Annotated in this window: 18 protein-coding genes and 1 pseudogene; 8 read left to right on the forward strand and 11 right to left on the reverse strand. The window is 56.3% G+C overall.

Annotated elements, in window-relative coordinates:
- Positions 1-121: 121 nt before the first annotated feature.
- Positions 122-697, reverse strand: a complete 576-nt coding sequence (gene rclC, locus GHN92_RS17110) for a reactive chlorine resistance membrane protein RclC (RefSeq protein ID WP_016779378.1) — start codon at positions 695-697, stop codon at positions 122-124.
- Between the two features lie 177 nt (positions 698-874).
- Positions 875-1216 carry a carboxymuconolactone decarboxylase family protein gene (locus GHN92_RS17115; RefSeq protein ID WP_016779377.1) on the reverse strand — a complete coding sequence of 114 codons (342 nt, stop codon included), beginning with the start codon at positions 1214-1216 and terminating at the stop codon, positions 875-877.
- 110 nt (positions 1217-1326) lie between these two features.
- On the opposite strand from GHN92_RS17115, the gene GHN92_RS17120 reads away from it, so the two are divergent.
- Positions 1327-2238: an AraC family transcriptional regulator gene (locus GHN92_RS17120; protein WP_047273856.1), complete on the forward strand. Its 912-nt coding sequence runs from the start codon at positions 1327-1329 to the stop codon at positions 2236-2238.
- Between the two features lie 180 nt (positions 2239-2418).
- On the opposite strand, the gene GHN92_RS17125 is transcribed toward GHN92_RS17120, so the two are convergent.
- Positions 2419-3357 carry a LysR family transcriptional regulator gene (locus GHN92_RS17125; RefSeq protein WP_016779375.1) on the reverse strand — a complete coding sequence of 313 codons (939 nt, stop codon included), beginning with the start codon at positions 3355-3357 and terminating at the stop codon, positions 2419-2421.
- 121 nt (positions 3358-3478) lie between these two features.
- Here GHN92_RS17125 and GHN92_RS17130 point away from each other — a divergent pair, with 121 nt between their 5' ends.
- Positions 3479-4405 (forward strand): alpha/beta hydrolase, encoded by a 927-nt coding sequence (locus GHN92_RS17130; protein ID WP_016779374.1) that lies wholly within the window; start codon positions 3479-3481, stop codon positions 4403-4405.
- A 693-nt stretch (positions 4406-5098) separates the two neighbouring features.
- On the opposite strand, the pseudogene GHN92_RS17135 reads toward GHN92_RS17130, so the two are convergent.
- Positions 5099-5374, reverse strand: a pseudogene (locus GHN92_RS17135) (transposase); the annotation flags it as partial.
- A 475-nt stretch (positions 5375-5849) separates the two neighbouring features.
- On the opposite strand from GHN92_RS17135, the gene GHN92_RS17140 reads away from it, so the two are divergent.
- From GHN92_RS17140 to GHN92_RS17150, 3 genes are all read left to right on the forward strand, one after another.
- Positions 5850-9713 carry an EAL domain-containing protein gene (locus GHN92_RS17140; protein WP_094999966.1) on the forward strand — a complete coding sequence of 1288 codons (3864 nt, stop codon included), beginning with the start codon at positions 5850-5852 and terminating at the stop codon, positions 9711-9713.
- Positions 9714-9811: 98 nt separating this feature from the next.
- Positions 9812-11065, forward strand: coding sequence for a serine hydroxymethyltransferase (gene glyA / locus GHN92_RS17145; protein ID WP_088378929.1), 1254 nt, complete (start codon positions 9812-9814; stop codon positions 11063-11065).
- Between the two features lie 142 nt (positions 11066-11207).
- Positions 11208-11762, forward strand: a complete 555-nt coding sequence (locus GHN92_RS17150; protein WP_133143787.1) for a hypothetical protein — start codon at positions 11208-11210, stop codon at positions 11760-11762.
- Between the two features lie 100 nt (positions 11763-11862).
- Here GHN92_RS17150 and yjiA read toward each other — a convergent pair whose 3' ends face one another.
- From yjiA to katB, 6 genes are all read right to left on the reverse strand, one after another.
- Positions 11863-12831, reverse strand: a complete 969-nt coding sequence (gene yjiA, locus GHN92_RS17155; RefSeq protein WP_094999362.1) for a GTPase — start codon at positions 12829-12831, stop codon at positions 11863-11865.
- A 146-nt stretch (positions 12832-12977) separates the two neighbouring features.
- Entirely contained in the window at positions 12978-13175 is a 198-nt protein-coding gene (locus tag GHN92_RS17160) for a YbdD/YjiX family protein (protein ID WP_007937254.1), read from the reverse strand.
- Positions 13176-13190: 15 nt separating this feature from the next.
- Entirely contained in the window at positions 13191-15257 is a 2067-nt protein-coding gene (locus GHN92_RS17165) for a carbon starvation CstA family protein (RefSeq protein ID WP_094999363.1), read from the reverse strand.
- A 215-nt stretch (positions 15258-15472) separates the two neighbouring features.
- Positions 15473-16840, reverse strand: a complete 1368-nt coding sequence (gene radA, locus GHN92_RS17170; protein WP_083369766.1) for a DNA repair protein RadA — start codon at positions 16838-16840, stop codon at positions 15473-15475.
- A 45-nt stretch (positions 16841-16885) separates the two neighbouring features.
- Positions 16886-17416 (reverse strand): ankyrin repeat domain-containing protein, encoded by a 531-nt coding sequence (locus GHN92_RS17175; RefSeq protein ID WP_095018386.1) that lies wholly within the window; start codon positions 17414-17416, stop codon positions 16886-16888.
- A gap of 71 nt (positions 17417-17487) precedes the next feature.
- Positions 17488-19029, reverse strand: a complete 1542-nt coding sequence (gene katB / locus GHN92_RS17180) for a catalase KatB (protein WP_094999365.1) — start codon at positions 19027-19029, stop codon at positions 17488-17490.
- Positions 19030-19295: 266 nt separating this feature from the next.
- Here katB and mscL point away from each other — a divergent pair, with 266 nt between their 5' ends.
- Positions 19296-19709, forward strand: coding sequence for a large-conductance mechanosensitive channel protein MscL (gene mscL, locus GHN92_RS17185; protein WP_094999366.1), 414 nt, complete (start codon positions 19296-19298; stop codon positions 19707-19709).
- Between the two features lie 70 nt (positions 19710-19779).
- Here mscL and GHN92_RS17190 read toward each other — a convergent pair whose 3' ends face one another.
- Positions 19780-20556, reverse strand: a complete 777-nt coding sequence (locus tag GHN92_RS17190; protein WP_094999367.1) for a ferredoxin--NADP reductase — start codon at positions 20554-20556, stop codon at positions 19780-19782.
- A 367-nt stretch (positions 20557-20923) separates the two neighbouring features.
- Between GHN92_RS17190 and GHN92_RS17195 the strand changes: the two genes are divergently transcribed.
- On the forward strand, positions 20924-21637 hold the full coding sequence (locus GHN92_RS17195; RefSeq protein WP_095023428.1) for a LuxR family transcriptional regulator: 714 nt from the start codon (positions 20924-20926) through the stop codon (positions 21635-21637).
- A 152-nt stretch (positions 21638-21789) separates the two neighbouring features.
- Complete coding sequence (locus GHN92_RS17200; RefSeq protein ID WP_133143790.1) at positions 21790-22914, forward strand: class I SAM-dependent methyltransferase; 1125 nt, start codon at positions 21790-21792, stop codon at positions 22912-22914.
- Positions 22915-23005: the final 91 nt, after the last annotated feature.

Genomic DNA, 23005 nt, shown 5'->3' on the forward strand with positions numbered 1-23005 from the left:
TTGTTTGGTCATCTGACACCTCGATCTGGCGAGCATTCTCGCCTAAATGGGTGTCCGGTTTCATTAGACCACTACACTACGAAGCTTGAGGCGATTCAGATTTCAAGGCTTTAAAAGAAAACTAGGGGCGCCGCTCTTGCAATAACTGACGGGCGGAATCAGCCATCACCGGAAGAGCGCCGGCCAGCATCAAGAGATCTTTGAGCACTAGGCGTCCTGCACCAGACAGGAATGGAAAGCCATGTTCACCATCACCAAGATCCGGTACCCAGGCTTCAGGTGTGGTGAGCAGGAAGGTTAAGGTCACCAGCGGTGTACCGAAGGCCAGCGCCCCACCAAGCAGACCGGCGCGTCGCGAGATCGGGTTGGAAAGCACCAGCAGACCGATCAGAATTTCTACTACGCCCAGGCCGTTGGAAAAGATGTATGTGTTATTTGCGGTCTGCCAGACGCGCTTTTCCGCATTCAATTCACCCTCGTGGGTCAGGTGTGCCTTGTAATCCTCGGGATGTTCATAAAAAAAAGACATAAACGGGCTGTTGGCGACAAAGGGGGTAATGCTATCGGCTTCGTAAGGCGCGAATTTGAGCGCCCCGATCCACAAGAAAACTACGGCGATCGCCAGTCTCATGAGGTGTGTGCCAAGGGTGTCGAGCTTGCTGATGAATTGCAGCCATGTAGTGAATGAAGCGAGCATCAGACTTATCCGAATATTTGGAATGTGAAACCAGTCTGAGGCTTAGCCGCGAGACGCTTTTGTGCGTCATGCTCAAGTTATTGTTCGATCGTCTCAACAAGTGGCTGACGTCTGGATGTATCAGGTAAGCCCCGGCACGTTTAAGTGTGCGGGGCCGGTGGAGTTATGGCGAAAGAGCTATTTTTTCAAGGTGTCGTACGCCTCAAGAGCGCGCAGTGAATAAATATAAGCGGCGCCTGCGTTCAACGAGATCGCAGTGGCCAAGGTCGCAGCCACTTCCTCGCGGCTCGCACCAGCCTTAATGGCCGCATCAGTGTGAGCTGCAATACAGCCGTCGCAGCGTGTAGTGATGGCGACTGCAATGGAGATCAATTCGCGGGTCTTGGTGTCGAGCACATCGTTTTCGGCAGAGGCTTCTCCGAGGGCCATGTAGGCTTTGACCATTTTTGGATTACTTTTGCCCAGCGCGCCGAAAGCTTTCTGGATGGAGGGTAATAATTCGGACCAGTTAATGAACATTGCGGTAACTCCTGAGGGGGGTTGGGTGTAATGTTTAACCTTGTTTAGTGTATGCCCTAGTCCTATTTTGATTAGTTCGATACGCTCTGTTTTTTCTGCGATGCGCTCAAATGAATTCGATCGACAAGCTCATCAGCCTCGCCAATGTTCGTGGCAGTCTGGATTTACGTTGCCAATTTCAGGGTGACTGGTCCCTGGAGCATGAGCAGGAAGCGCTGGGCAAAGCGCCATACCACGTGGTGCTGTCGGGTGAGTGTCGGGTGGAGCTTCCAAGCGGGCAGCGTCTTTCTATGCGCGCCGGCGACGTTCTGCTCCTGCCGGGTGGTGCGCCGCATGTGCTGCATAGTCCGGGCAAAGCTGTTGCGCCAACATTGGTATCGGCAAAGCGTATCGACGCTGGCATATTGCCCATACATCGCATTGGCGGCGTGAGTGCGGATCTGGACATGCTATGCGGCTGCTTTCACTTCAACCGAACTTCGTTGCTATTTGCTTCATTACCTGACTACCTGTTGATACCCAGCGGCACGCTCCCAGCGGATGGACCATTACAGTCTCTGGTCGATTTATTACGCGGGGAAGCAGACGGCGATCAGATTGGAGCAAAATTTTTGCTCGATGCTCTTTCTCAGGCGTTATTCACCCTGATCCTTCGCGCCCATCTATCTAGCCATGGCCAAGACATCGGCACGCTCGCCTTGCTCAGCGATAAACGTCTGGGCCCCGTATGGCAGGCGATGTTGGCTGATCCTGCGCACGAGTGGACCATCCAAAATCTAGCAGATATCGCGTGCATGTCCCGAGCATCTTTCATGCGGGCGTTCGTTCGTGTGGCTGGTGTGTCGCCATGGGTATTGCTTACGCAAGTCCGTATGGAATTGGCGTTCAGCCTGCTGAGTCATTCGCATCTGGGATTAAAAGATATTGCCTTGCAGGTTGGTTACCAATCGCAGGCGGCGTTCAGCAAAAAATTTAAGGAGGTTTATGGGGCGCCTCCAGGGAGAATGCGCCGCAGAATTTAGAGCTGTCACTTAGGTAGGGGTGACCAGAGATGGCCGTTTTCTGCCTGTTGTGATCGGCGGAGAGCGGCCAATAGCGTCCCTTCAAATATTTGAGTTGTAAACTGTTGGAAATACAGACGCCATGATTAAGGTCGAGGTGATCTAGGGTGTCTGAGCGTCGGTTCAGCCAGACGGCTTCGCTTAGGGTGCAAACGTAGGAATTGCCGAATCACGCTCCCATGGCGGACAAGGCGACCAAGCCTCCACAAGCTTATCGATGAAGAGACGAATTTTTGGAGAGAGATGTCGCTTGCTAGGGTAAATCACCCGAATAGGCTCTGCGGCCTCTGCATACCCTGCGAGCAATTGAACGAGTTTGCCGCTCCTCAAATCGTCATTTACCACATAGGAAGGAAGAGTCGCGATGCCTAGGCCAGCGACAGCTGACTGGTGCAATGACTCAGCACTGTCCATCTGTAGCCTTCCACCATGAGTAACGGGCACGGAGCTACCATTCACGCGAAAATTCCAAGGAAGCAATCTCCCACCGCTCACGAAATGCAGGCACTGGTGCTCGGACAAATCCTCAGGCGTTTTGGGCTCGGCATGCTCAGCCAGATACTTGGGTGAAGCGCAGGTAATCATTTGTTGATAGGCCACGGTACGCGTGAGCAACCGAGAGTCTTCCTTCGGTGGCCCGATACGCATGGCCAAATCAAATCCCTCATCGATCAGATCGACCAGCCTGTCGGAAAATGTGATATCGACGCTCAAGGAGGGCCAATCCTTAAGACAGCACTCGATGTGCTGAAGGACATGAAGTCTGCCTAATGCTACCGGCAGGCTCATCCGCAGTCGCCCACTGGGTGTTGAACGACGAAACGCAAGGGCATCCTCCACGTCGTCCAGATCCTGAAGAACGCCCACGCAACGCTCATACAGAACCTGGCCGTCATCCGTCATGCTTAAACTGCGCGTAGTACGATTCAGTAAACGTACCTGTAAACGAGCCTCGAGCCTGACTATCGACTTCCCCACTGCAGAGCGCGTAAGGCCAAGCTGCTTGGCCGCCGCAGTGAAGCTTCCAGCGTTTACCGAGCTTACAAACGCTGCGATATCATTCAGGTTATGGAGTTCCATGGGGCCTCAAGGGTCTCAACGTTCGGGCGGCTTAGCACCTGTTATGGGGAACCCTATTCCCCAATACTAAGCATAGTATCTCAATTAGCTAATCCACTCCCATCGATCAATTGAGGTCATTATGAACACTAAAGTCCAAGCAGCCGTCCAAACCTGGGCCAACAGCCTTAGCGATCTGGTACCCGTTCTTAAGGGAATTGATACCACCACAAAAATGAGCGACATCCGCGACTCTTACGCAAAAATGCTCGCGCAAAATCCAGCGCCAGCTGGCGTTAAATTCGAAGCAGTCAACATGGGCGGCGTCCCCGGCACACTGGTTACCCCGGACGAGATCAAAACTGACGCAGTAGTGATGTATATCCACGGCGGCGCCTACATTGTAGGTCGTCCAGACGGCTACCACGGCATCGGTGGCAATTACGCGAAAATGCTCGGTGCTCGTGTGTACATGCCAGACTATCGTCTTGCTCCTGAGCACAAGTTCCCAGCCTCTGTTGACGACACATTGCGCGCCTACGAATGGCTGCTTGAGCAGAAAATCCCAGCTAACAAAATTGCGTTCTCTGGCGAGTCGGCTGGCGGCGCGATGGTTGTCAGCATCATGGTTGCTGCTAAGTCGAAAGGGCTTCCATTGCCTGCGGTTGGCTCCTCCATCTCACCATGGGCGAACCTTGAACACACCGGTGCTTCCATGAGCAACCGTGAAGGTCTGGATCCTCTGAACTCCAAGCCTGTCCTGGACATCCTCGCCAGAGCATTCCTAGGCGACACATTGGCCAATCATCCTCTGGCCTCACCTGTGTTCGCGGACGTCACCGGTCTTCCACCAATCCTGGTGCAGATCGGCGAGAACGAGCTGATGTTGAGTGATGCAATGCGCCTTGCAACTCACCTGGCTGATAACCGCGTTCGCGTAAACCTGGAAGTATGGCCTGCGATGTTCCACGCCTGGCACTTCTACGCCACCATGCTGCCAGAAGGTCAGCAGGCCATGGAGAGTTCGGTGCGCTTCATTGAAGCAGGCTTGGCCGAGGCTAATCCTTAACGCGTAGATCAGCCGCGACAACTATCCCGGCTGTCGCAGTTAACACATTGACATTAAAGCAAAGGTGCTAACCCAGGATGGGTATGAGCCTGCGCTGACGACGAGGCCCAAAGCTAGAGTTTTTCCGGCGCTCATGTTGAGTCGCCCCTGCTTTAGTTGACGGTCGATGACCGCTATTGGCCGGTAGTCGCCCGTTACGATGAACTGAACTCCGCTAAAATTACTGCCATCTGCGACCCGAATCTTGAGCTTGGGCGGCAGCGCATGTAGATACGCGGTCATCGGTGATCGAGCAATGCGCGAAATATAGCGATATCTAGTGATGTATAGCGAAATTCGCTATACATCACTAGATATCGCTAGACCTTCCTATATTTTGTACGCCAGCTCAGTGTGCGGATCGTTAAGAGTGCTGGTGCGGTGCGGCATTGTCGACATTTCTGGGGAGTCAGTTACCTGAGTTTTGCGAATTCGTGCTAGGAGCAGCTCCGATGCCGGCCGCCTCCTTTTGGCCGGTTTTTGCCTCTCGCCACAGGCCGAAAACGGCCCAGAGTGTGTAAAAACGCTCATGGGCCCTATCGTCTTGAAGCATTGACGTTCGTTGGCTGAGTGATCGCACAGTAAATGCTTCGGGTCTGGGTAGCGACCTGGAACAGGTCAACGCTGCTTTACAGCCTCTCGGATGGGCCAAAGTCAGCCTTTTTTTTGCGCCGACAGCGCCTTCATCAAACCATTAACGCCGATGATTTTCATAACCCGTTTCAAATTATAGGCGAGCACATTCAAGCTCAACTCTGCGCTCACTCCGGCCAGCCTTCGGGTCAGGAAGCGCGTCACACCCATCCATTGCTTTAGCGTCCCGAAGGGATGCTCAACCGTCCGCTTTCGGACTTGCATTATCTCCGGTGATTTGCTCAGCAGGTTCTGCATTTCCTCCGATACAGCATCATGTTCCCAGCGTCTATATCTGCATCGTGATACCTGACAAGGAGGCACGCTTAGAAAAGTTAAGTTTTGGAGTTGAAATTGGCTCAAAATCATCAAAACCTAACTAAAATCTTTGCCCTGATGCAGGACTGAGAGCGAAAAAATGCTGGGTCGGCTGGAGAACTAGTAACCGTCAGGGCTCGGCTTCAGATCGTAAAACATGACTAAAATCTAATAGGGTAGATCCACGCATTGAGCCATGGATAACCTAGGGTCAGTGACGGGTGAATAAGGCGCGAGCAATGCCCGGATCAGGCCATAGCAGAAAGTCAGGGACTGATCGAGATCAATGCCTGCTCGCAGAAAAAGCACAAATGTAGACCCCAGAATCTACCTGAATGCGTGATGCAGGGCAAACCAGCGCAGACCAGAGGACTGGCACTTTGCCACAACCCAAGGCATGCTTGGCGCCTTTAGGGGGCCTCGCGCCATTGCCGCCAAATCGCAGGATCACAAGTTGCCCAATGTCACCCCGCCCACTCGTGTCAAAGCGTCCAGCCAATTACTCGGGACACCTGTGCGCGGAACGTTGAAAAGTGCATTGGCGACCCTGGTTTTACTGCTGCTGGCGATGCTGTTCTGGCTGTTGGTCGAGCAGTTTCAGGAAACCCTGCAGCAAGAGCGCCAGACCAGCATCAACTACAGCGCCGACCTGGCCGACCATATCGGCCTGAGCATGGCCTTGCGGGCCGAAACCGCGCTCAATCTGCTGCCCGTAGACAAGTCGCCAAGAAACCAGCGCCAGCAACAGGCGCTGGTCAAGCAACTGGGCCAGTCCTTGCCATCCCTGCAAAGCCTGGCCCTGCTCAGTCCGGCCGGCGAAGTGTTGCTCGACAGTACCGGGACCAGCCCCGACGCTGCGTATCTGGCCGACTGGGTCAAACGCAGCCCGTCGCGCAACCGCACTGAAGGTTACTACTTCAGCAACAACAGTGATGCCAGCATCATCTACCTGTTGCTGCGCCAGCCCAGCGGCGCCATCGACGGCTACTGGCTGCTGCGCATGAGCCCGGACCTGCTGCAAAACCTCACGCATCAGAACGCCAACAGCAGCAACCGGCCGCAGTGGCTGGTGGAAAACAGCCAGACCCGCAAGGTACTCAGCCGCGCGGATAAAAACGTCTCGCCCCCCTCGGCCCTGAGCCAGCGCGATGAAGACGACACCGTACTGCTGGCAGCTATCAGCCATAGCGACTGGCAACTGCGCGGGCTGTTCAATGACCGCCAGGCAATCGAGCAGCTGCTGCCCGGACTGATCGGCAAATGCCTGCTCGGCTTGGTGTTTTCGTTGCTGCCCATTATGGCGCTGTTAAACATGCGCCGCCGCCAGCGCCAGTTGCATGAAGGCCGCCGGCGTTACCACGATATTTTTGAAGGCACCGGGGTCGCCCTCTGCGTGCTCGACCTGTCCAGCCTGCCAGGGTTTCTTGAGCGCGAAAAACTCCATGACACTGATGCCCTCAAGCATTGGCTCAGCGATCATCCGGAACATCGTCGCCAGTTATTCGAGCAACTGCGCATCACCGAAGTCAACCAGGTAGCCATGCAGCTGCTGGAGGTCGATTCAGGAGAAGGTGCCTGGCACAAGCTGATCAACGGCTGCCCGCTGAGCAGTTCAGCCATTGGCTATCAGGTCGTCGAGGCCGTGCTCGACCAGCAGCAACAGCTTGAGCTGGAAATAAAACTGACCGATGCCAGCGGTCGCGACCAGCACTTATGGCTGGTGCTGCGTCTGCCTGTGGATCAGCAGGACTACCATGCAGTCATTTTGAGCATCAGTGATATCACCAGCCGCAAGTTGATCGAACTGTCCCTGCAAGAGCGCGAAAGCTTCTGGTCCGATGTGGTGCGAACCGTTCCCGACCATCTATATGTACAAAATGTAATCAGCCAGCGGATCATTTTCAGCAACCATCACCTTGGCCAGACCCTGGGCTATAGCGCTGTTGAACTGCAGGAAATGGGCGCTTACTTCTGGGAGTTGCTGTTGCACCCTGAAGACGCCGAGCGCTATCACCAGTTGCGCAAAGAGCAGCAGGAAAACGGTTACAAGCAACTGATGCAATGCCAACTGCGGTTTCGCCATCAGCAGGGTACCTGGCGGCGCTTTGACATCCGTGAGCAAGCCTTTGCCCGTCATACAGGTGATCAAGTCTCGCGAATTGTAGGGGTGGCCAAGGACATCACCGACCAGATTGAAGCCAGCGAGTCATTGCGCGACAGCGAGCAACGCTACCGGATGCTGGCCGAAAGCATCAGCGACGTGATTTTCTCCACTGACAGCTCGCTGCGCATGAACTACCTCAGCCCCTCCATACAGACTGTACTGGGCTATGACGCACAATGGGTATTCGACAATGGCTGGCAGTCTATTATTGCCACGCCGCAACAGCTGGAGGGTATCTACAACCTGATCGAGCGTATCCGTGGCGCACTGCACAAGCCCCAGCAACTGTCGGCTTTGCGTGCCCAGGTACAAACCCAGCTGTTTCTGTTCGACTGCCTGCGCGCTGACGGGCACAAGGTGCCCATCGAACTGCGTTTGGTGCTGGTATGGGATGAAGACGACGGTTTTGAAGGCATTCTGGGTGTTGGTCGCGACATGAGCCAGCAACGCCGTGCCGAAAAAGACCTGCGCATGGCCGCCACGGTTTTTGAACACTCCACCTCGGCCATCCTTATTACCGACCCTGCAGGCTATATCGTGCAAGCCAACGAGGCTTTCAGCCGGGTCAGCGGTTACGCCGTCGCACAAGTCCTCGACCAGCTACCAAGCATGCTCACTGTCGATGACCAACAACGCGCACACCTCGCCTATGTGCTCAAGCAACTGCATTTGCACGGCACATGGGAGGGTGAAGTCTGGCTCAAGCGCCTGAACGGCGAACACTACCCGGCCTGGGTCGGCATCACGGCAGTGCTCGATGATGAAGGCGATCTGGCCAGCTATGTGTGCTTCTTCAGTGATATCAGCGAGCGCAAGGCCAGCGAACAGCGAATCCACCGCCTGGCCTACTACGACGCCCTGACTCACCTGCCCAATCGCACCCTGTTCCAGGACCGTCTGCACACCGCGCTGCAACAGGCCGAGCGCAACAAGTCGTGGGTGGTGCTGATGTTTCTTGACCTCGACCGCTTCAAACCGATCAACGACTCCCTGGGCCACGCAGCCGGCGACCGCATGCTCAAGGACATGGCCATCCGCCTGCTTGCCTGTGTGGGTGACGACGATACTGTGGCGCGCATGGGCGGTGACGAGTTCACCCTGCTTCTGCAGCCTCGCACCACCCGTCAGAAGGCCTTGAACCGCGCTATCAATGTGGCCGAACAGATCCTCGCCAGTCTGGTAAAGCCCTTTGTACTCGAAAGCCGCGAGTTCTTTGTAACTGCCAGTATTGGTATTGCCTTGAGCCCGCAAGACGGCAACGAACTCAGCCAGTTGATGAAAAACGCCGATACCGCGATGTATCACGCCAAGGAGCGCGGCAAAAACAACTTCCAGTTCTACCAGGCAGACATGAACGCCAGCGCTCTTGAGCGCCTTGAACTGGAAAGCGACCTGCGTCATGCCCTGGAGCAGCAGGAATTCATTCTTTATTACCAGCCGCAGTTCAGCGGCGACGGCAAACGTCTGACCGGCGTTGAGGCACTGTTGCGCTGGAATCACTCAAGGCGCGGGCTGGTGCCACCCGGCGACTTTATCCCGGTACTCGAAGAACTGGGACTGGTGGTCGAAGTCGGCGACTGGGTGCTGGCCGAGGCCTGTCGCCAGCTCAAGCTCTGGCATCAGGCCAAGGTTCGCGTGCCCAAAGTCTCGGTCAACATATCGGCGCGCCAGTTCTCCGACGGCCAGTTGGGTACGCGCATTGCCAATATCCTCAAGGAAACCGGCCTGTCCCCGGCCTGCCTGGAGCTTGAGCTGACCGAAAGCATCCTCATGCGCGAGGTCAGCGAAGCGCTGCATATCCTGGCCAGCCTGAAAAACCTCGGCCTGAGCATTGCCGTGGACGACTTTGGCACCGGTTATTCGTCGCTCAACTACCTCAAGCAATTCCCCATCGACGTACTGAAAATCGACCGTACCTTTGTCGACGGCCTGCCCTCCGGGGAGCAGGACGCGCAAATCGCCAGGGCCATTATCGCCATGGCCCACAGCCTGAACCTTGCGGTAATCGCCGAAGGTGTAGAGACCCACGAGCAGCTGGATTTCTTGCGTGAACACGGTTGCGACGAAGTGCAAGGCTATCTGTTCGGGCGACCGATGCCGGCGGGCCAATTGGTGGAGCAACTGCAAGCGGCAAGCGCGGATCTACAAGCTTGAAGCTCATAGTTGCTCACCGTGAATCGCATTCATATGCCAGATAAAACCCATTGAGTTAGAATGCCCTCCTTTTCTGCCCCCGATCCTTGAGGACCGCCATGTTCAGCCGTGATTTGACACTTGCCAAGTTCGACGCCGACCTTTTTGCCGCCATGGAGCAAGAAGCTCAGCGCCAGGAAGAACATATTGAGCTGATCGCTTCGGAAAACTACACCAGCCCAGCGGTGATGGAAGCTCAAGGCTCGGTTCTGACCAACAAATACGCCGAAGGCTACCCTGGCAAGCGCTACTACGGCGGCTGCGAATACGTAGACGTGGTAGAGCAACTGGCTATCGACCGTGCAAAAGAACTGTTCGGCGCCGATTACGCCAACGTTCAACCGCACGCCGGTTCCCAGGCCAACAGCGCCGTTTACCTGGCCCTGCTGTCGGCTGGCGACACCATCCTGGGCATGAGCCTGGCTCACGGCGGTCACCTGACCCACGGTGCCAGCGTTTCGTCTTCGGGCAAGCTGTACAACGCCATCCAGTACGGCATCGACGCCAATGGCCTGATCGACTACGACGAAGTTGAGCGCCTGGCCGTTGAGCACAAGCCAAAAATGATCGTGGCTGGCTTCTCTGCCTACTCGCAGGTTCTGGACTTCCCACGTTTCCGTGCCATCGCTGACAAAGTTGGCGCCTACCTGTTCGTGGACATGGCACACGTAGCCGGTCTGGTGGCTGCTGGCGTTTACCCGAACCCGGTTCCATTCGCTGACGTAGTGACCACCACTACCCACAAGACCCTGCGCGGTCCACGTGGTGGCCTGATCCTGGCCAAGGCCAACGCCGACATCGAGAAAAAGCTGAACTCGGCTGTTTTCCCGGGTTCGCAAGGCGGCCCGCTGGAGCACGTTATCGCGGCCAAGGCCGTGTGCTTCAAAGAAGCTCTGCAACCAGAGTTCAAGGCTTACCAGCAACAAGTGGTAAAAAACGCTCAGGCCATGGCTTCGGTATTTATCGAACGCGGTTTTGACGTGGTTTCGGGCGGTACTGAAAACCACCTGTTCCTGCTGTCGCTGATCAAGCAGGAAATCTCCGGTAAAGACGCCGACGCTGCTCTGGGCAAAGCCTTTATCACCGTAAACAAAAACTCCGTACCAAACGATCCACGCTCCCCGTTCGTCACTTCGGGTCTGCGTTTCGGTACTCCAGCTGTCACCACTCGCGGCTTCAAAGTTGAAGAGTGCCGTGAGCTGGCTGGCTGGATCTGCGACATCCTGGCAGATATCAACAACGAAGCCGTTATCGACGCCGTTCGCGAGAAAGTCAAAGCCATCTGCGCCAAGCTGCCGGTATACGGCAACTGATCGCAAATAGCTGAATAAAAAGCCCGGCTTTCAAGCCGGGCTTTTTATTGCATCTGTTATTTTGAAACACTTGGCCGCTCCCCCCGAACAATAACAGCCTAGTCTGAATTTATGCATTCTTATCAACTGCAGAGTTCAGACAATGACTAACGATTCGCAACACTCCTTTATCGCCACCTTGCATATACCGAACCATAACCTTCATCTTTTAGGGGCTCTTCATGGCCAATCGGTCATAGTAACTGACTTGCTGGGCAGTGGCGGTGTCTTCTCCGGCAAACCCCAGTTGAGGGACGACTCCGCAGCCATGGGCATTCAAGCCCACGCCACAGGCGGGATCAAGGCTACGCTCAAGCTTTATTTCCGGCATACCGCCAAGGGCTATGAAATACATATCAAACACCCTGGCCAGTATGACCGGCACCGGCTGGCCATAAACCATATGGATATACTCTATGCGAGAAGTCCGACACTAAAGCATCCACTTGCCTTCACACTACTCGATCAAAACAACCGAACAGTGACAGAGAGGAACTTGAGTGAACCCCATACCCTCATCACACTTAAAACCCATAACAACAAGTATATCGGCGTAAGAAAAGCCAAGGGCTCACCTCATTACTATCTTGGCGAAACAGCCGAACATAAAAAAATGGTATTTCTTTTAAATATTATTGAAAGAAATGTGTCCTATTGATTTTACAACCGTGAAGTTGTGCGAAATAGCTGTTATTGCAGTAAGACAAAAAAATCAAAAGCCCCTGACCCTCTCCCGGAGGGAGAGGGTCAGCTATCACTCAAACCCCAAGCCGGGCAAAACCCTCGCGAATCTTGGCCTCTGGCAAATCATCGGCAATAAACACCATCACACTTTCACGGGCTTCACCTTCGGCCCACTCGGTGTCCCAATCAAAGCCATACAACTTGAGCACCCCCTGAAACACCAGTCTGCGATCTTCACCGGCAATGCTCAGCACGCCTTTGTAGCGCAGCAATTGCTTGCCGTGCTCTTCCAGCAGCTCGTTCATGAAGGCGCTAAGGCTGTCGATATCCAGCGGCTTATCGGTGCGTAGCACCAGACTGGAGATACGGTCGATAGAGGCCGCAGGCTGTACCGGGCGCAAGCTCAGGCCACCCCCCAAGTCTGCGTTGAGGTTAAACCCGCGCACATCCAGTAATTCGGCCAGATCGATCTTGCCGTGCTCAACCACGCGGATCGGCGCCCGGCGGTTGATACGGGTCAAACGCTCGCTCAAGGCATCAAAGGTGGCGTCATCCACCAGATCGCGCTTGCTCACCAGTAAGCGGTCAGCAAAACCGATCTGCGCCTGGGCAATGGTCTGACTCAAATGCACATCGGCGTGGGCTGCATCCACCAGGGTAATAATGCCGTCCAGCAGATAACGCTCGCGCAGCTCTTCATCGATAAAAAAGGTTTGCGCCACCGGTGCCGGGTCGGCCAGGCCGGTGCACTCGATCACCAGGCGGTCGAAGGCAATTTCGCCATTGTCCAGACGCTCAAGCAGCAGGTACAGCGCCTTGGTCAGGTCGGTGTGGATGGTGCAGCACACACAGCCATTGGCCAGGGTCATGACTTGCACCGGCTCGTCCCCCAACAGTTGGGTGTCGATCCCGGCATCGCTGAATTCGTTTTCGATCACGGCGATTTTCAGGCCGTGTTCTGCCTTGAGCAAATAACGCAACAAGGTGGTTTTACCGGCCCCCAAGAAGCCGCTGAGAATGGTGACGGGGATTGGAGAGGTCATGCAGTGCCTCCTTAAACATAACGCCAAAACAAATGTGGGAGCGGGCTTGCTCGCGATTCAGGCGACACGGTGTCACTGACACACCGCGCCGCTCTTATCGCGAGCAAGCCCGCTCCCACAGTCAGATACAGCTCAGCCCTGACGGGTTAACAACACTTGGGCCCGCCCTTGCCGCCGTAACGCGCTTCCTGGCGTTCACGAAAGAACGCCTCGTAGCTCATCACCGGCTTGTCCGGGTGCTTGGTTTGCATATGCTCGACGTAGTTGTCGTAGTCGGGCATGCCGACCATCAGGCGTGCGGCCTGACCGAGGTATTTACCGAGGCGACTCAGGTCATTGAACATGGTTGCAACCCTCTATCAAGCATCTGGCATGGCTTGGTACGGCGACTCTTTATCCGTACGTTCTTTGCTGCCCCATGCAGCGACACCCACTTTGATCGCAAAGAACAGAATGCTGAACACCACGAACAGAAACAGCACGGTCAGACCGGCGTTGGTGTAGGCGTTGATGATCACATGTTGCATCTGGTCGATGTTTTTCGCCGGGGCAATCACCTGGCCGGCTTCCAGCGCAGTGCTGTATTTGTTGGCCAGGGACAGGAAGCCCACTGCCGGGTTGGCGTCGAACAGCTTGATAAAGCCTGCCACGGTGGTGCAGATCAGCAGCCAGACGGCTGGCAGCATGGTCACCCAAATGTAGCGCTGGCGCTTCATTTTGATCAGCACAACGGTTGCCAGCATCAGCGCGATACCCGCCAGCATCTGGTTGGAGATACCGAACAGCGGCCACAGGGTGTTGATGCCGCCCAGTGGATCGATCACGCCCTGATACAGCAGGTAGCCCCACATCGCCACACACAGGCCGGTGGCCAGCAAGTTGGCGCCCCAGGACTCGGTACGTTTGAGTGCAGGCACAAAGCTGCCCAGCAAATCTTGCAGCATAAAGCGACCGGCACGGGTACCGGCGTCAACTGCGGTCAGGATAAACAGGGCTTCAAACAAAATGGCGAAGTGATACCAGAACGCCATAGTGTTTTCGCCCGGCAACACGTTGTGCAGGATCTGCGCGATACCCACCGCCAGGGTCGGTGCACCGCCGGCACGTGCCAGGACGGTGGTTTCACCGATGTCCTTGGCCAGCGCGGTCAACGCATCCGGGGTAATGGCAAAGCCCCAGTTGGTGATGTTTTGCGCAACGGTAACCACGTCACCGCCGACAATCGCTGCCGGGCTGTTCATGGCGAAGTACACACCCGGCTCGATCACCGAAGCAGCAACCATCGCCATAATGGCCACGAAGGACTCCATCAGCATGCCGCCGTAACCGATATAACGGGCGTTGCTTTCGTTATCCAGCAGTTTTGGCGTAGTACCCGAAGAAATCAGCGCATGGAAGCCCGATACCGCACCGCAGGCAATGGTGATGAACAGGAACGGGAACAGGCCGCCTTTCCAGACCGGGCCGGTGCCGTCGGTGAACTGGGTCAGCGCGGGCATTTTCAGCTCGGGCATGGTGACCAGGATGCCGATGGCCAGCGCAACGATAGTGCCAATCTTGAGGAAGGTCGACAGATAGTCACGAGGTGCCAGTACCAGCCATACCGGCAGAACCGCCGCAACAAAGCCGTAGCCGATGAGCATCCAGGTGATTTGCGTACCGGTAAAGGTGAACACCGGCGCCCACTCGGGGCTCGCCGCAATCTGGCCCCCCAGCCAGATGGAGCCAAGTAGCAGCAGCACACCGACGATGGAGATTTCACCGATGCGGCCCGGGCGGATGTAGCGCATGTAAATGCCCATGAACATCGCGATCGGGATGGTCGCCATCACCGTGAACATGCCCCACGGGCTCTCGGCCAGGGCCTTGACCACGATCAGCGCCAGCACCGCGAGGATGATGATCATGATCAGGAAGCAGCCAAACAGCGCGATGGTGCCCGGGATCTTGCCCATTTCCTCGCGCACCATATCGCCCAGGGAGCGACCGTTGCGGCGGGTGGACATGAACAGGACCATGAAGTCCTGCACCGCACCGGCCAGCACCACGCCGGCGATCAGCCAGAGCGTGCCCGGCAGGTAGCCCATTTGCGCGGCCAATACCGGCCCGACCAGAGGGCCAGCGCCAGCAATAGCGGCAAAGTGGTGACCAAAGAGAATGTGTTTGTTGGTCGGCACATAGTCCAGACCGTCGTTGTTGAGCACCGCAGGTGTTGCGCGGCTGGAGTCCAGTTGCATCACCTTGGTGGCGATAAACAGGCTGTAATAACGGTAAGCAACCAGATAAATGGCAACAGCTGCCACAACAATCCACAAGGCGTTGATCGCCTCGCCCCGGCGCAATGCCACTACGCCAAGGGCGCAGGCTCCTACAATTGCCAGCACCAGCCACGGGATGTGGCGGAGCAGGCTATTTTTATTATTCATTTTTTTAATTCCGGCCAGTTGGACAAGAAAGACTGCACCCGGAGTTTAGCGCTACTGGCTTTAAAGACCAGCCCCCAACATTGGTCTAGAGCCTTCTTTTGCGGTTTTTTGGCAGGCGGTGCTGCACATTTTTTCCGTGCAACGCCGCTGTCTGTCCCAGGCTGTCAGCCCGATACCGCGCCCAACCCTTGCAGATTTTTTACACCTTTGAACGCTTATTCGAACAACGCATCCAACGCCTGTTCCAGACGGGTAACGCCAATGACTTTCAGCCCCGGCGGCGACTCCTTGGGCGCATTGCCCTTGGGCACGATGGCGCGCTTGAAACCGTGCTTGGCCGCTTCCTTGAGCCGCTCCTGGCCGCTTGGCACAGGGCGCACCTCACCCGACAGGCCGACTTCACCGAACACCAGCAGATCATGGGGCAACGGACGATTACGCAGGCTGGACATCACGGCGGCCATGAGCGCCAGGTCCGATGCGGTTTCCAGCACCTTGACCCCGCCCACCACGTTCAGGAAAACATCCTGATCGTGGGTTGGAATACCGCCGTGTCGATGCAATACGGCCAATAACATGGCCAGACGATTCTGGTCCAGGCCCAGGGTCACCCGCCGCGGGTTGGACATATGGCTGTCGTCCACCAGCGCCTGCACCTCCACCAGCATCGGGCGAGTCCCTTCCCAGGTGGCCATCACCACACTGCCAGGGACTTCTTCCTGGGCGCGGGTAAGGAAAATTGCGGAAGGGTTGGAAACTTCCTTCAGGCCTTTGTCGGTCATACCGAATACGCCCAGCTCGTTGACCGCGCCAAAACGGTTTTTCACTGCCCGCAGCAAGCGCAGCCGCCCGTCGGATTCACCCTCGAAATACAGTACGGTATCCACCATATGCTCCAGCACCCGCGGCCCGGCCAATGCGCCTTCTTTGGTCACATGGCCCACCAGGAAAATCGCCGTGCCGCTGGACTTGGCATAACGCACCAGCAAGGCCGCACTTTCACGCACTTGCGACACGCCGCCGGGGGCCGATTGCAGTTGCTCGGTAAAGATGGTCTGAATCGAGTCGATGACCATGACCTTGGGCTTTTCCAGCTTGGCAGTGGCGATGATGCTTTCAATGCAGGTTTCGGTCATCACCTTGAGCTGATCCTGCGGCAGCCCCAGGCGCCGGGCGCGCATGGCCACTTGCTGCTGGGACTCCTCGCCAGTGACGTACAACGCAGGCATGCGTGTAGCCATCTGACACAAGGTTTGCAGCAGGATGGTGGATTTGCCGATCCCCGGATCGCCACCAATCAACACCACCGAGCCATCCACCAGACCGCCGCCAAGCACCCGATCCAGCTCGCCAGAAGCGGTGGAGAAGCGCGGCAGTTCCTCGATGCTGACTTCAGCCAGGGTCTTGAGCTGGGCCTGTTGTCCGGTCCAGCCGGTACGGCCGCTGGGCGGCGCCGCAGCCCCGCTTTCAACGATGGTTTCCACCAGGGTGTTCCAGACGCCGCACTCGCCGCACTGCCCGGCCCACTTGGGGAAAGTTGCGCCGCACTCGGTGCAGCCGTAAATGCGCTTGGGCTTGGCCATCTGAACTCCACGGAAAAACCGCGATGATAGCCCACTAGGCTTTGGTCAGCGCGCTACGGGCATGCGGATTTCGCCATTGGCCAGCCGAGCGGCACTGTTGCCCGATGCATCTACGGCATTCAGGTCAGCCCCTTTGCGGGATAAATCCTTGAGCAACTCGACCCGCTGGAACAGGCCTGCATACATGGCCGCCGTCTGCCCTGCACCATTGCGCTGATCAGGGTTGCAGTCGGCTGCCATCAGGCGGTGGGCAATCTTGAGTTCACCCTTGAAAATCGCCCCCATCAGGGCCGTGTTACCGCGTTTGTCCTGCACGCAGGCATTGGCGCCTGCCTTGAGCAAATGCTCCACCGCCTTGGGCTGGCCGTTATAGGCAGCCAGAATCAGCGCGGTATAGCCTTTGCTGTCTTGAATATCGAGGGTGTAGCCGGATTCGATAAAGGTCTCGAGCATTGGCACATCGCCACGACGGGCGGCATCAAAAAAGTAATCCTGAAGCTGGCCCCGGGTGTCGGCCCCATCGGCCAGGCTCAGGCCGCTGAAAAACAGCAAGGCCAGGGAAATAAACGTTCGCATGCTTCTCTCCTGAATCAAAAGCCCTCACCCCGACCCTCCAAAAGGGAGAGGATCGGGGTGAGGGCTGCGGGTTAATCCGCCAGCTTGGCAGCCAGCGCCTTGACCCGACTCAGATCGCCCTTGGCCACTTTGGCTACGCCAGTGCCGTACTCAGGGTCGGCCTTGTAAAGGAACGACAGGATGATGTGCTTGCTTTCATCGTCTGTAGTTGCCAGCGAACCACCGAAGCTTTCAATCAAATCCTGACGCTCTTTCTGGCTGAATGAACGGTAAAGATCACCGGCCTGCTTGAAGTTCTGCTCACGCTGAATCTTCGCTTGCTGGGTAGTACCCGCCAATGGCATTTCGCTGTAGCGCGCAGCTTGCGGCTCTTCACGCGGCATCAAGCGGCTTGGCTGGTAGTTCACCCCCGACGTGGTGTGGCCCAGGTTCATCGCGCCGTCCTGGTTGCCATTGTTTACCGCGACCCGGGGGGCGTTGATCGGCAATTGCATGGCATTGGCACCCAGGCGGTACATCTGCGTATCGGCATAGGAGAACACCCGGCCCTGCAACAGACGGTCTTCGGAAGGCTCGATACCTGGTACCAGGTTGGCCGGGGCCATGGCGACCTGCTCGGTTTCCTGGAAGACATTGGCCGGGTTGCGGTTCAGGACCATTTGCCCGACTTTTCGCTCAGCCACGTTAGGCCAGATCTTGGTGGCATCCAGCGGGTCGAAATCAAAGGATTTCAAGTCTTCAGGCTTGAGGACCTGCACATACAAGTCCCACTTGGGGAAGTCACCCTTATTGATATGCGTAACCAGATCGTTGGTCATGTGGCTGTAGTCTTGGCCCTGAACCTGCGTCACTTGTTTCGGATCAAGGTTTTTCAACCCCTGCAGGCTCTTCCAGTGAAACTTCACATAGCGCACGTCCCCCTTGGCATTGACCAGTTTGTAGGCGTGTACACCGTTACCATCCATTTCCCGGTAACTGGCGGGGGTACCCGCGTTGGAGTACAGCTCGGTCAGGGTGCGTGTGGCTTCCGGTACGTGAGAGAAGAAGTCGAAACGGCGCGAGTCGTCATCCAGGTTGGTACGCGGGTCAGGCTTGAAGGCGTGAACCATGTCCGGGAACTTGATCGCATCACGGATAAAGAAGGTGGGGAAGTTGTTACCCACCAGGTCCCAGTTGCCGTCCGCGGTGTAGAACTTGGTGGCAAAACCCCGTGGGTCACGCAGGGTTTCTGGGGAGTGGGCGCTGTGTACCACGGCCGAGAAACGCACAAATACCGGGGTGGTTTCGCCTTTGGCAAATACTTTGGCCTTGGTCAGGTCGCTCAAGTCATTGGTGACTGTAAACGTGCCGTGTGCGCCTGTGCCACGAGCGTGAACAACTCGCTCCGGGATACGCTCGCGATCAAAACGCTGCAGCTTTTGCAGCAGCTGCACGTCTTGCAGCAGAACCGGACCATTGGCCCCTGCCGTCTGGGAGTTCTGGTTGTCACCGACAGCGGCACCGTTGTCACGGGTCAGTGTGGCGGCCTGGGCTGTAACCGACAGCAGGCTGGCGCTTAATACACACAGCAGGCGGCGCTGTGAAAGCGCGCCGAAGCCTAGGGGGGTGGTCATGCGTAAGTCCTCTGGTTATTGGTTGCGCAATGGAGCGCTGACCAAAGGCTAGAGGCATGCAACGCAAACTCTAAATAGAAAGGTCTCAAGCCGGCCATTGAGAAAAAGGTCTGGTATTGCGCCATTCAATCGCGTAGTGAAAGCCAATAGAAAACTTCTCACGGCCAAACGGGTCGATTGCTTACCCGCAAACAGCTGTACGGGCAAGATCAGCCATGCTGATTTACACTGCACCCACCAACCTCATCTGTAACAAGGAATAACCTATGGGCGTGATAAGTGAGTTCAAGGCCTTCGCGGTCAAAGGGAACGTGGTCGATATGGCCGTCGGTATCATTATCGGCGCGGCATTCGGCAAAATCGTTTCGTCCTTTGTGGGGGACGTGGTCATGCCACCACTGGGGTTGCTGATTGGCGGAGTCGACTTCAGTGACCTGGCCATTACGCTGAAAGCCGCCGTTGGCGATGCGCCAGCAGTGGTTGTGGCCTACGGCAAATTCATCCAGAGCGTGATCGACTTTATCATCGTCGCGTTCGCTATCTTTATGGGTGTAAAGGCAATCAACCGCCTGAAACGCGAAGAGGCGGTCGCTCCGAGCGTACCACCGCTGCCCTCTAAAGAAGAGGAACTACTGGGCGAAATTCGCGACTTGCTCAAAGTTCAAAATAACCGGCCATAAGTGCTCAATAAAAACAACGGCGCCCTCAGGGGCGCCTTTGTTTTTCCATGTCACACACAATACAAAACAACTACCAATAGTTCTCAACAGCAACTTGACCTGGCCGGCGGCTCAGACTCAACTGCATGTCCCGTGCCTTGAGCAACTTGCGCGTGTCATCGATCATTTGCGGGTTACCGCACAACATGGCCCGTGAGTGCTCACTGCTCAATTCAATACCTGCGGCGTGTTCAAGTTCGCCATTTTCGATCAATGCAGTAATGCGCCCGTTCAATGCACCGGGTACCTGCTCCCGGGTAACCACCGGTATGTAGATAAATTTGTGCGCATAGTCGGCCAGGTATTCACGGCTGCATAACCCGGCGATCAGTTCCTGATAGGCCATTTCGCAGGCATGGCGGGCGCTGTAAACCAGCACGATGCGCTCGAACTTTTCCCACACCTCAAAATCCTGCAGGATCGAGAGGAAAGGCGCGATGCCAGTGCCGGTTGCCAACAGCCACAGGTCACGACCGTCGACAAAGCGGTCCAGAGTCAGGAAGCCGTAGGCCTGACGCTCCACCAACAAGGTGTCACCCACTTCCAGGCGACTGAGCTCACTGGTAAATTCCCCGCCTGGCACCACGATCGAAAAGAACTCCAGAAACTCGTCATGGGGGGAAGAGACCATTGAATAGGCGCGCCACACCGTGCTGCCATCGGCCTTGGTCACCCCCAGCCTGGCGAATTGCCCTGCGCGAAAGCGAAAACCCGGATCACGTGTGGTACGCAACGTGAACAGGCTGGGCGTCAGCGGTGTGACGTCGAGAAGCGTCTGTTGGGTGAATTTTTCTGCAGTGGCAGTCATGGGGCACTCCAATGGCGAATGCCCTAGTGTCGCGCAAAGAGGGCCTGAGAAAAACCGATGGTTTGTGATGGCTTTACGGCATCCAGCCGCATCGCAAACACCGCCCGGACTGCAGCCGGAAAGATAGCTTTGCATTGAGCTTTTGGATCCGGTGCCGTTAACCCCACGCAACTGCTATATAGAAACACCCGAAAACGTATAATTAGATACTGTTATTACATGAGCACCCACATCTACAACTAACAAAGTTTTCACATACCAACCCCTACTTTCGAATAATTAGCATTATTCGAAACAGCACCTAAAATCTTCTTAACGGGCTATCTCACAACACCGCTTACTTACTGCCGGGCCGCAGGAGCGCCTTATGACCGCACATCATTCAATCAGTAAAAACCATTACCTTTCTTGCATAAGCGAGGCTGAACTCTGTTCAAACACACTCAAACGAATAGAAGAATACGGCTTTGACTATTTCTTCTTTCGAATGATTCCTCGCCTTGGAAACATCACAACGAATAGCAAAGTAATTACAAACTATCCAAATGACTATGTCGATAGATATGAAAAAGGTCACCTCTCGCAAAAAAACCCTCTGCTGACCCACTGCCAGTTATCGATCCTGCCCATTATCTGGAGTTCTGATGTCTTTCGTGAGACGCCTGACCAGTGGAGAGCCACGCAAAACTGCGGGCTGACCTATGGCTGGTCGCAATCGGTACACGACCCCAATGGCGCTGTGAGCATGTTGAGCCTCGCCAGAAAAAGCACGCCAGTCACCGAGGACGAGTTTTCAGATAAGGCTGCCAATGTGTTGTGGCTCTGCAACCAACTGCACAGTGCCATGCTCGAGCGCTGCCACCTTCATCACCGGCTGGAGATTCATATCATCCGCCTGTCTTGTCGCGAGCTGGAGATATTGAAATGGACTGCCGAAGGTAAAATCGCTTCCGACATCGGCATGATTCTGGGCCTGAGCACCCGTACCGTGAACTTTCACATCAGCAGCGCCATGAAAAAACTGGGGGCCAACAACAAAACCTCCGCGGTGGTCATGGCGGCCAAGTCAGGCCTGTTGTAGGCCTGCCCTGCGCAGCAGCAATAAACCCATCAGGTAATCTTCGGTAAAAAAAAGTAAAATCACCGCCACCTGTAAAACCCACGGACGCTTCTGCTTGCCAGACTCCCTCAGGGGCAGGCCATGCAACAGTTGATTCCTCAGAGTTTGTATAAATGCCCGTGCTAGAAAGCCCTTTCGCCCAACTTCGCCTGATCCGCCAACCCGAGCAGCAGAACGAGCCCTTGCAGGCCTTTGATGCGGCGGATGAGTATTTGCTTAATCACTTGGCCGAACAGGCGCTGCCCGCAAACAGCCGGGTGCTGGTGCTCAATGACAGCTTTGGGGCCCTGGCGATCAGCCTGGTGGGCACAATGCAGGTCACCAGCAGCAGTGACTCCTTCCTGGCCATGCAAGCGCTGGAAAAAAACCTGGTGCACAACGGCCATGCTTACGATGCGGTCTCGATCATTCCGGCCAGTGAACCACTGGCAGGGCCATTCGACTGCGTGCTGGTACGCGTGCCGAAGACCCTGGCCTTGCTTGAAGAACAACTGATCCGCCTGCAAGGTCAGCTGGCACCGGGTGCCCAAGTGATCGCGGGCGCGATGGTCAAGCACCTGCCGCGGGCTGCTGGCGATTTGCTGGAGCGTTATATCGGCCCGATGCATGCCTCGCTGGCGGTCAAGAAGGCCCGGCTGCTGATCGCCACAGCACAGGGCCTGGGACCATTTACCTCGCCCTACCCTACCCGCTATCGACTGGACAAGCCGGCCATCGAGCTGCTCAACCATGCCAACGTGTTCTGCCGCGAAGACCTGGATATCGGTACCCGGGCGTTCCTGCCCCACCTGCCGAAAAACCTGGGCTCGGCCCGGGTTGCCGACCTGGGCTGCGGCAACGGCGTGCTCGCCATTGCCAGCGCACTGGCCAACCCGCAAGCGCAGTACACGCTGGTCGACGAGTCGTTTATGGCCGTGCAGTCCGCCCGGGAAAACTGGCAAGCGGCCCTGGGTGATCGCGAAGTGACAGTGCGGGCCGATGACGGGCTGGCGAGCCAGGCACCGGACTCACTGGACGTGGTGCTGTGCAACCCGCCGTTTCACCAGCAACAGGTGGTGGGGGATTTTCTGGCCTGGCGCATGTTCCAGCAGGCGCGTGAAGCGCTGGTGGTGGGCGGGGCGCTGTATATCGTCGGCAATCGCCACCTGGGCTATCACAGCAAGCTGGCCAAGCTGTTTCGTGGTGTCGAGCAAGTGGCCGCCACGCCCAAGTTCGTGATCCTCAAGGCGCGCAAGTAAACCTGATCCTTGCAAGCCCCTTGTGGGAGCGGGCCTGCCCGCAAAGCGCCGACTCGATTGAACCGACAAGCGCGCAGCGCCTGTATCGCGA

The organism is Pseudomonas sp. FSL R10-2964 (assembly GCF_009600035.1).
Lineage (GTDB): Bacteria > Pseudomonadota > Gammaproteobacteria > Pseudomonadales > Pseudomonadaceae > Aquipseudomonas > Aquipseudomonas bubulae.

Coding starts and splice junctions, on each gene's coding strand:
- rclC (WP_016779378.1), bottom strand. CDS start 697: ATGCTCGCTTCATTCACTACATGGCTGCAATTCATCAGCAAGCTCGAC.
- GHN92_RS17115 (WP_016779377.1), bottom strand. CDS start 1,216: ATGTTCATTAACTGGTCCGAATTATTACCCTCCATCCAGAAAGCTTTC.
- GHN92_RS17120 (WP_047273856.1), top strand. CDS start 1,327: ATGAATTCGATCGACAAGCTCATCAGCCTCGCCAATGTTCGTGGCAGT.
- GHN92_RS17125 (WP_016779375.1), bottom strand. CDS start 3,357: ATGGAACTCCATAACCTGAATGATATCGCAGCGTTTGTAAGCTCGGTA.
- GHN92_RS17130 (WP_016779374.1), top strand. CDS start 3,479: ATGAACACTAAAGTCCAAGCAGCCGTCCAAACCTGGGCCAACAGCCTT.
- glyA (WP_088378929.1), top strand. CDS start 9,812: ATGTTCAGCCGTGATTTGACACTTGCCAAGTTCGACGCCGACCTTTTT.
- GHN92_RS17150 (WP_133143787.1), top strand. CDS start 11,208: ATGACTAACGATTCGCAACACTCCTTTATCGCCACCTTGCATATACCG.
- yjiA (WP_094999362.1), bottom strand. CDS start 12,831: ATGACCTCTCCAATCCCCGTCACCATTCTCAGCGGCTTCTTGGGGGCC.
- GHN92_RS17160 (WP_007937254.1), bottom strand. CDS start 13,175: ATGTTCAATGACCTGAGTCGCCTCGGTAAATACCTCGGTCAGGCCGCA.
- GHN92_RS17165 (WP_094999363.1), bottom strand. CDS start 15,257: ATGAATAATAAAAATAGCCTGCTCCGCCACATCCCGTGGCTGGTGCTG.
- radA (WP_083369766.1), bottom strand. CDS start 16,840: ATGGCCAAGCCCAAGCGCATTTACGGCTGCACCGAGTGCGGCGCAACT.
- GHN92_RS17175 (WP_095018386.1), bottom strand. CDS start 17,416: ATGCGAACGTTTATTTCCCTGGCCTTGCTGTTTTTCAGCGGCCTGAGC.
- katB (WP_094999365.1), bottom strand. CDS start 19,029: ATGACCACCCCCCTAGGCTTCGGCGCGCTTTCACAGCGCCGCCTGCTG.
- mscL (WP_094999366.1), top strand. CDS start 19,296: ATGGGCGTGATAAGTGAGTTCAAGGCCTTCGCGGTCAAAGGGAACGTG.
- GHN92_RS17190 (WP_094999367.1), bottom strand. CDS start 20,556: ATGACTGCCACTGCAGAAAAATTCACCCAACAGACGCTTCTCGACGTC.
- GHN92_RS17195 (WP_095023428.1), top strand. CDS start 20,924: ATGACCGCACATCATTCAATCAGTAAAAACCATTACCTTTCTTGCATA.
- GHN92_RS17200 (WP_133143790.1), top strand. CDS start 21,790: ATGCCCGTGCTAGAAAGCCCTTTCGCCCAACTTCGCCTGATCCGCCAA.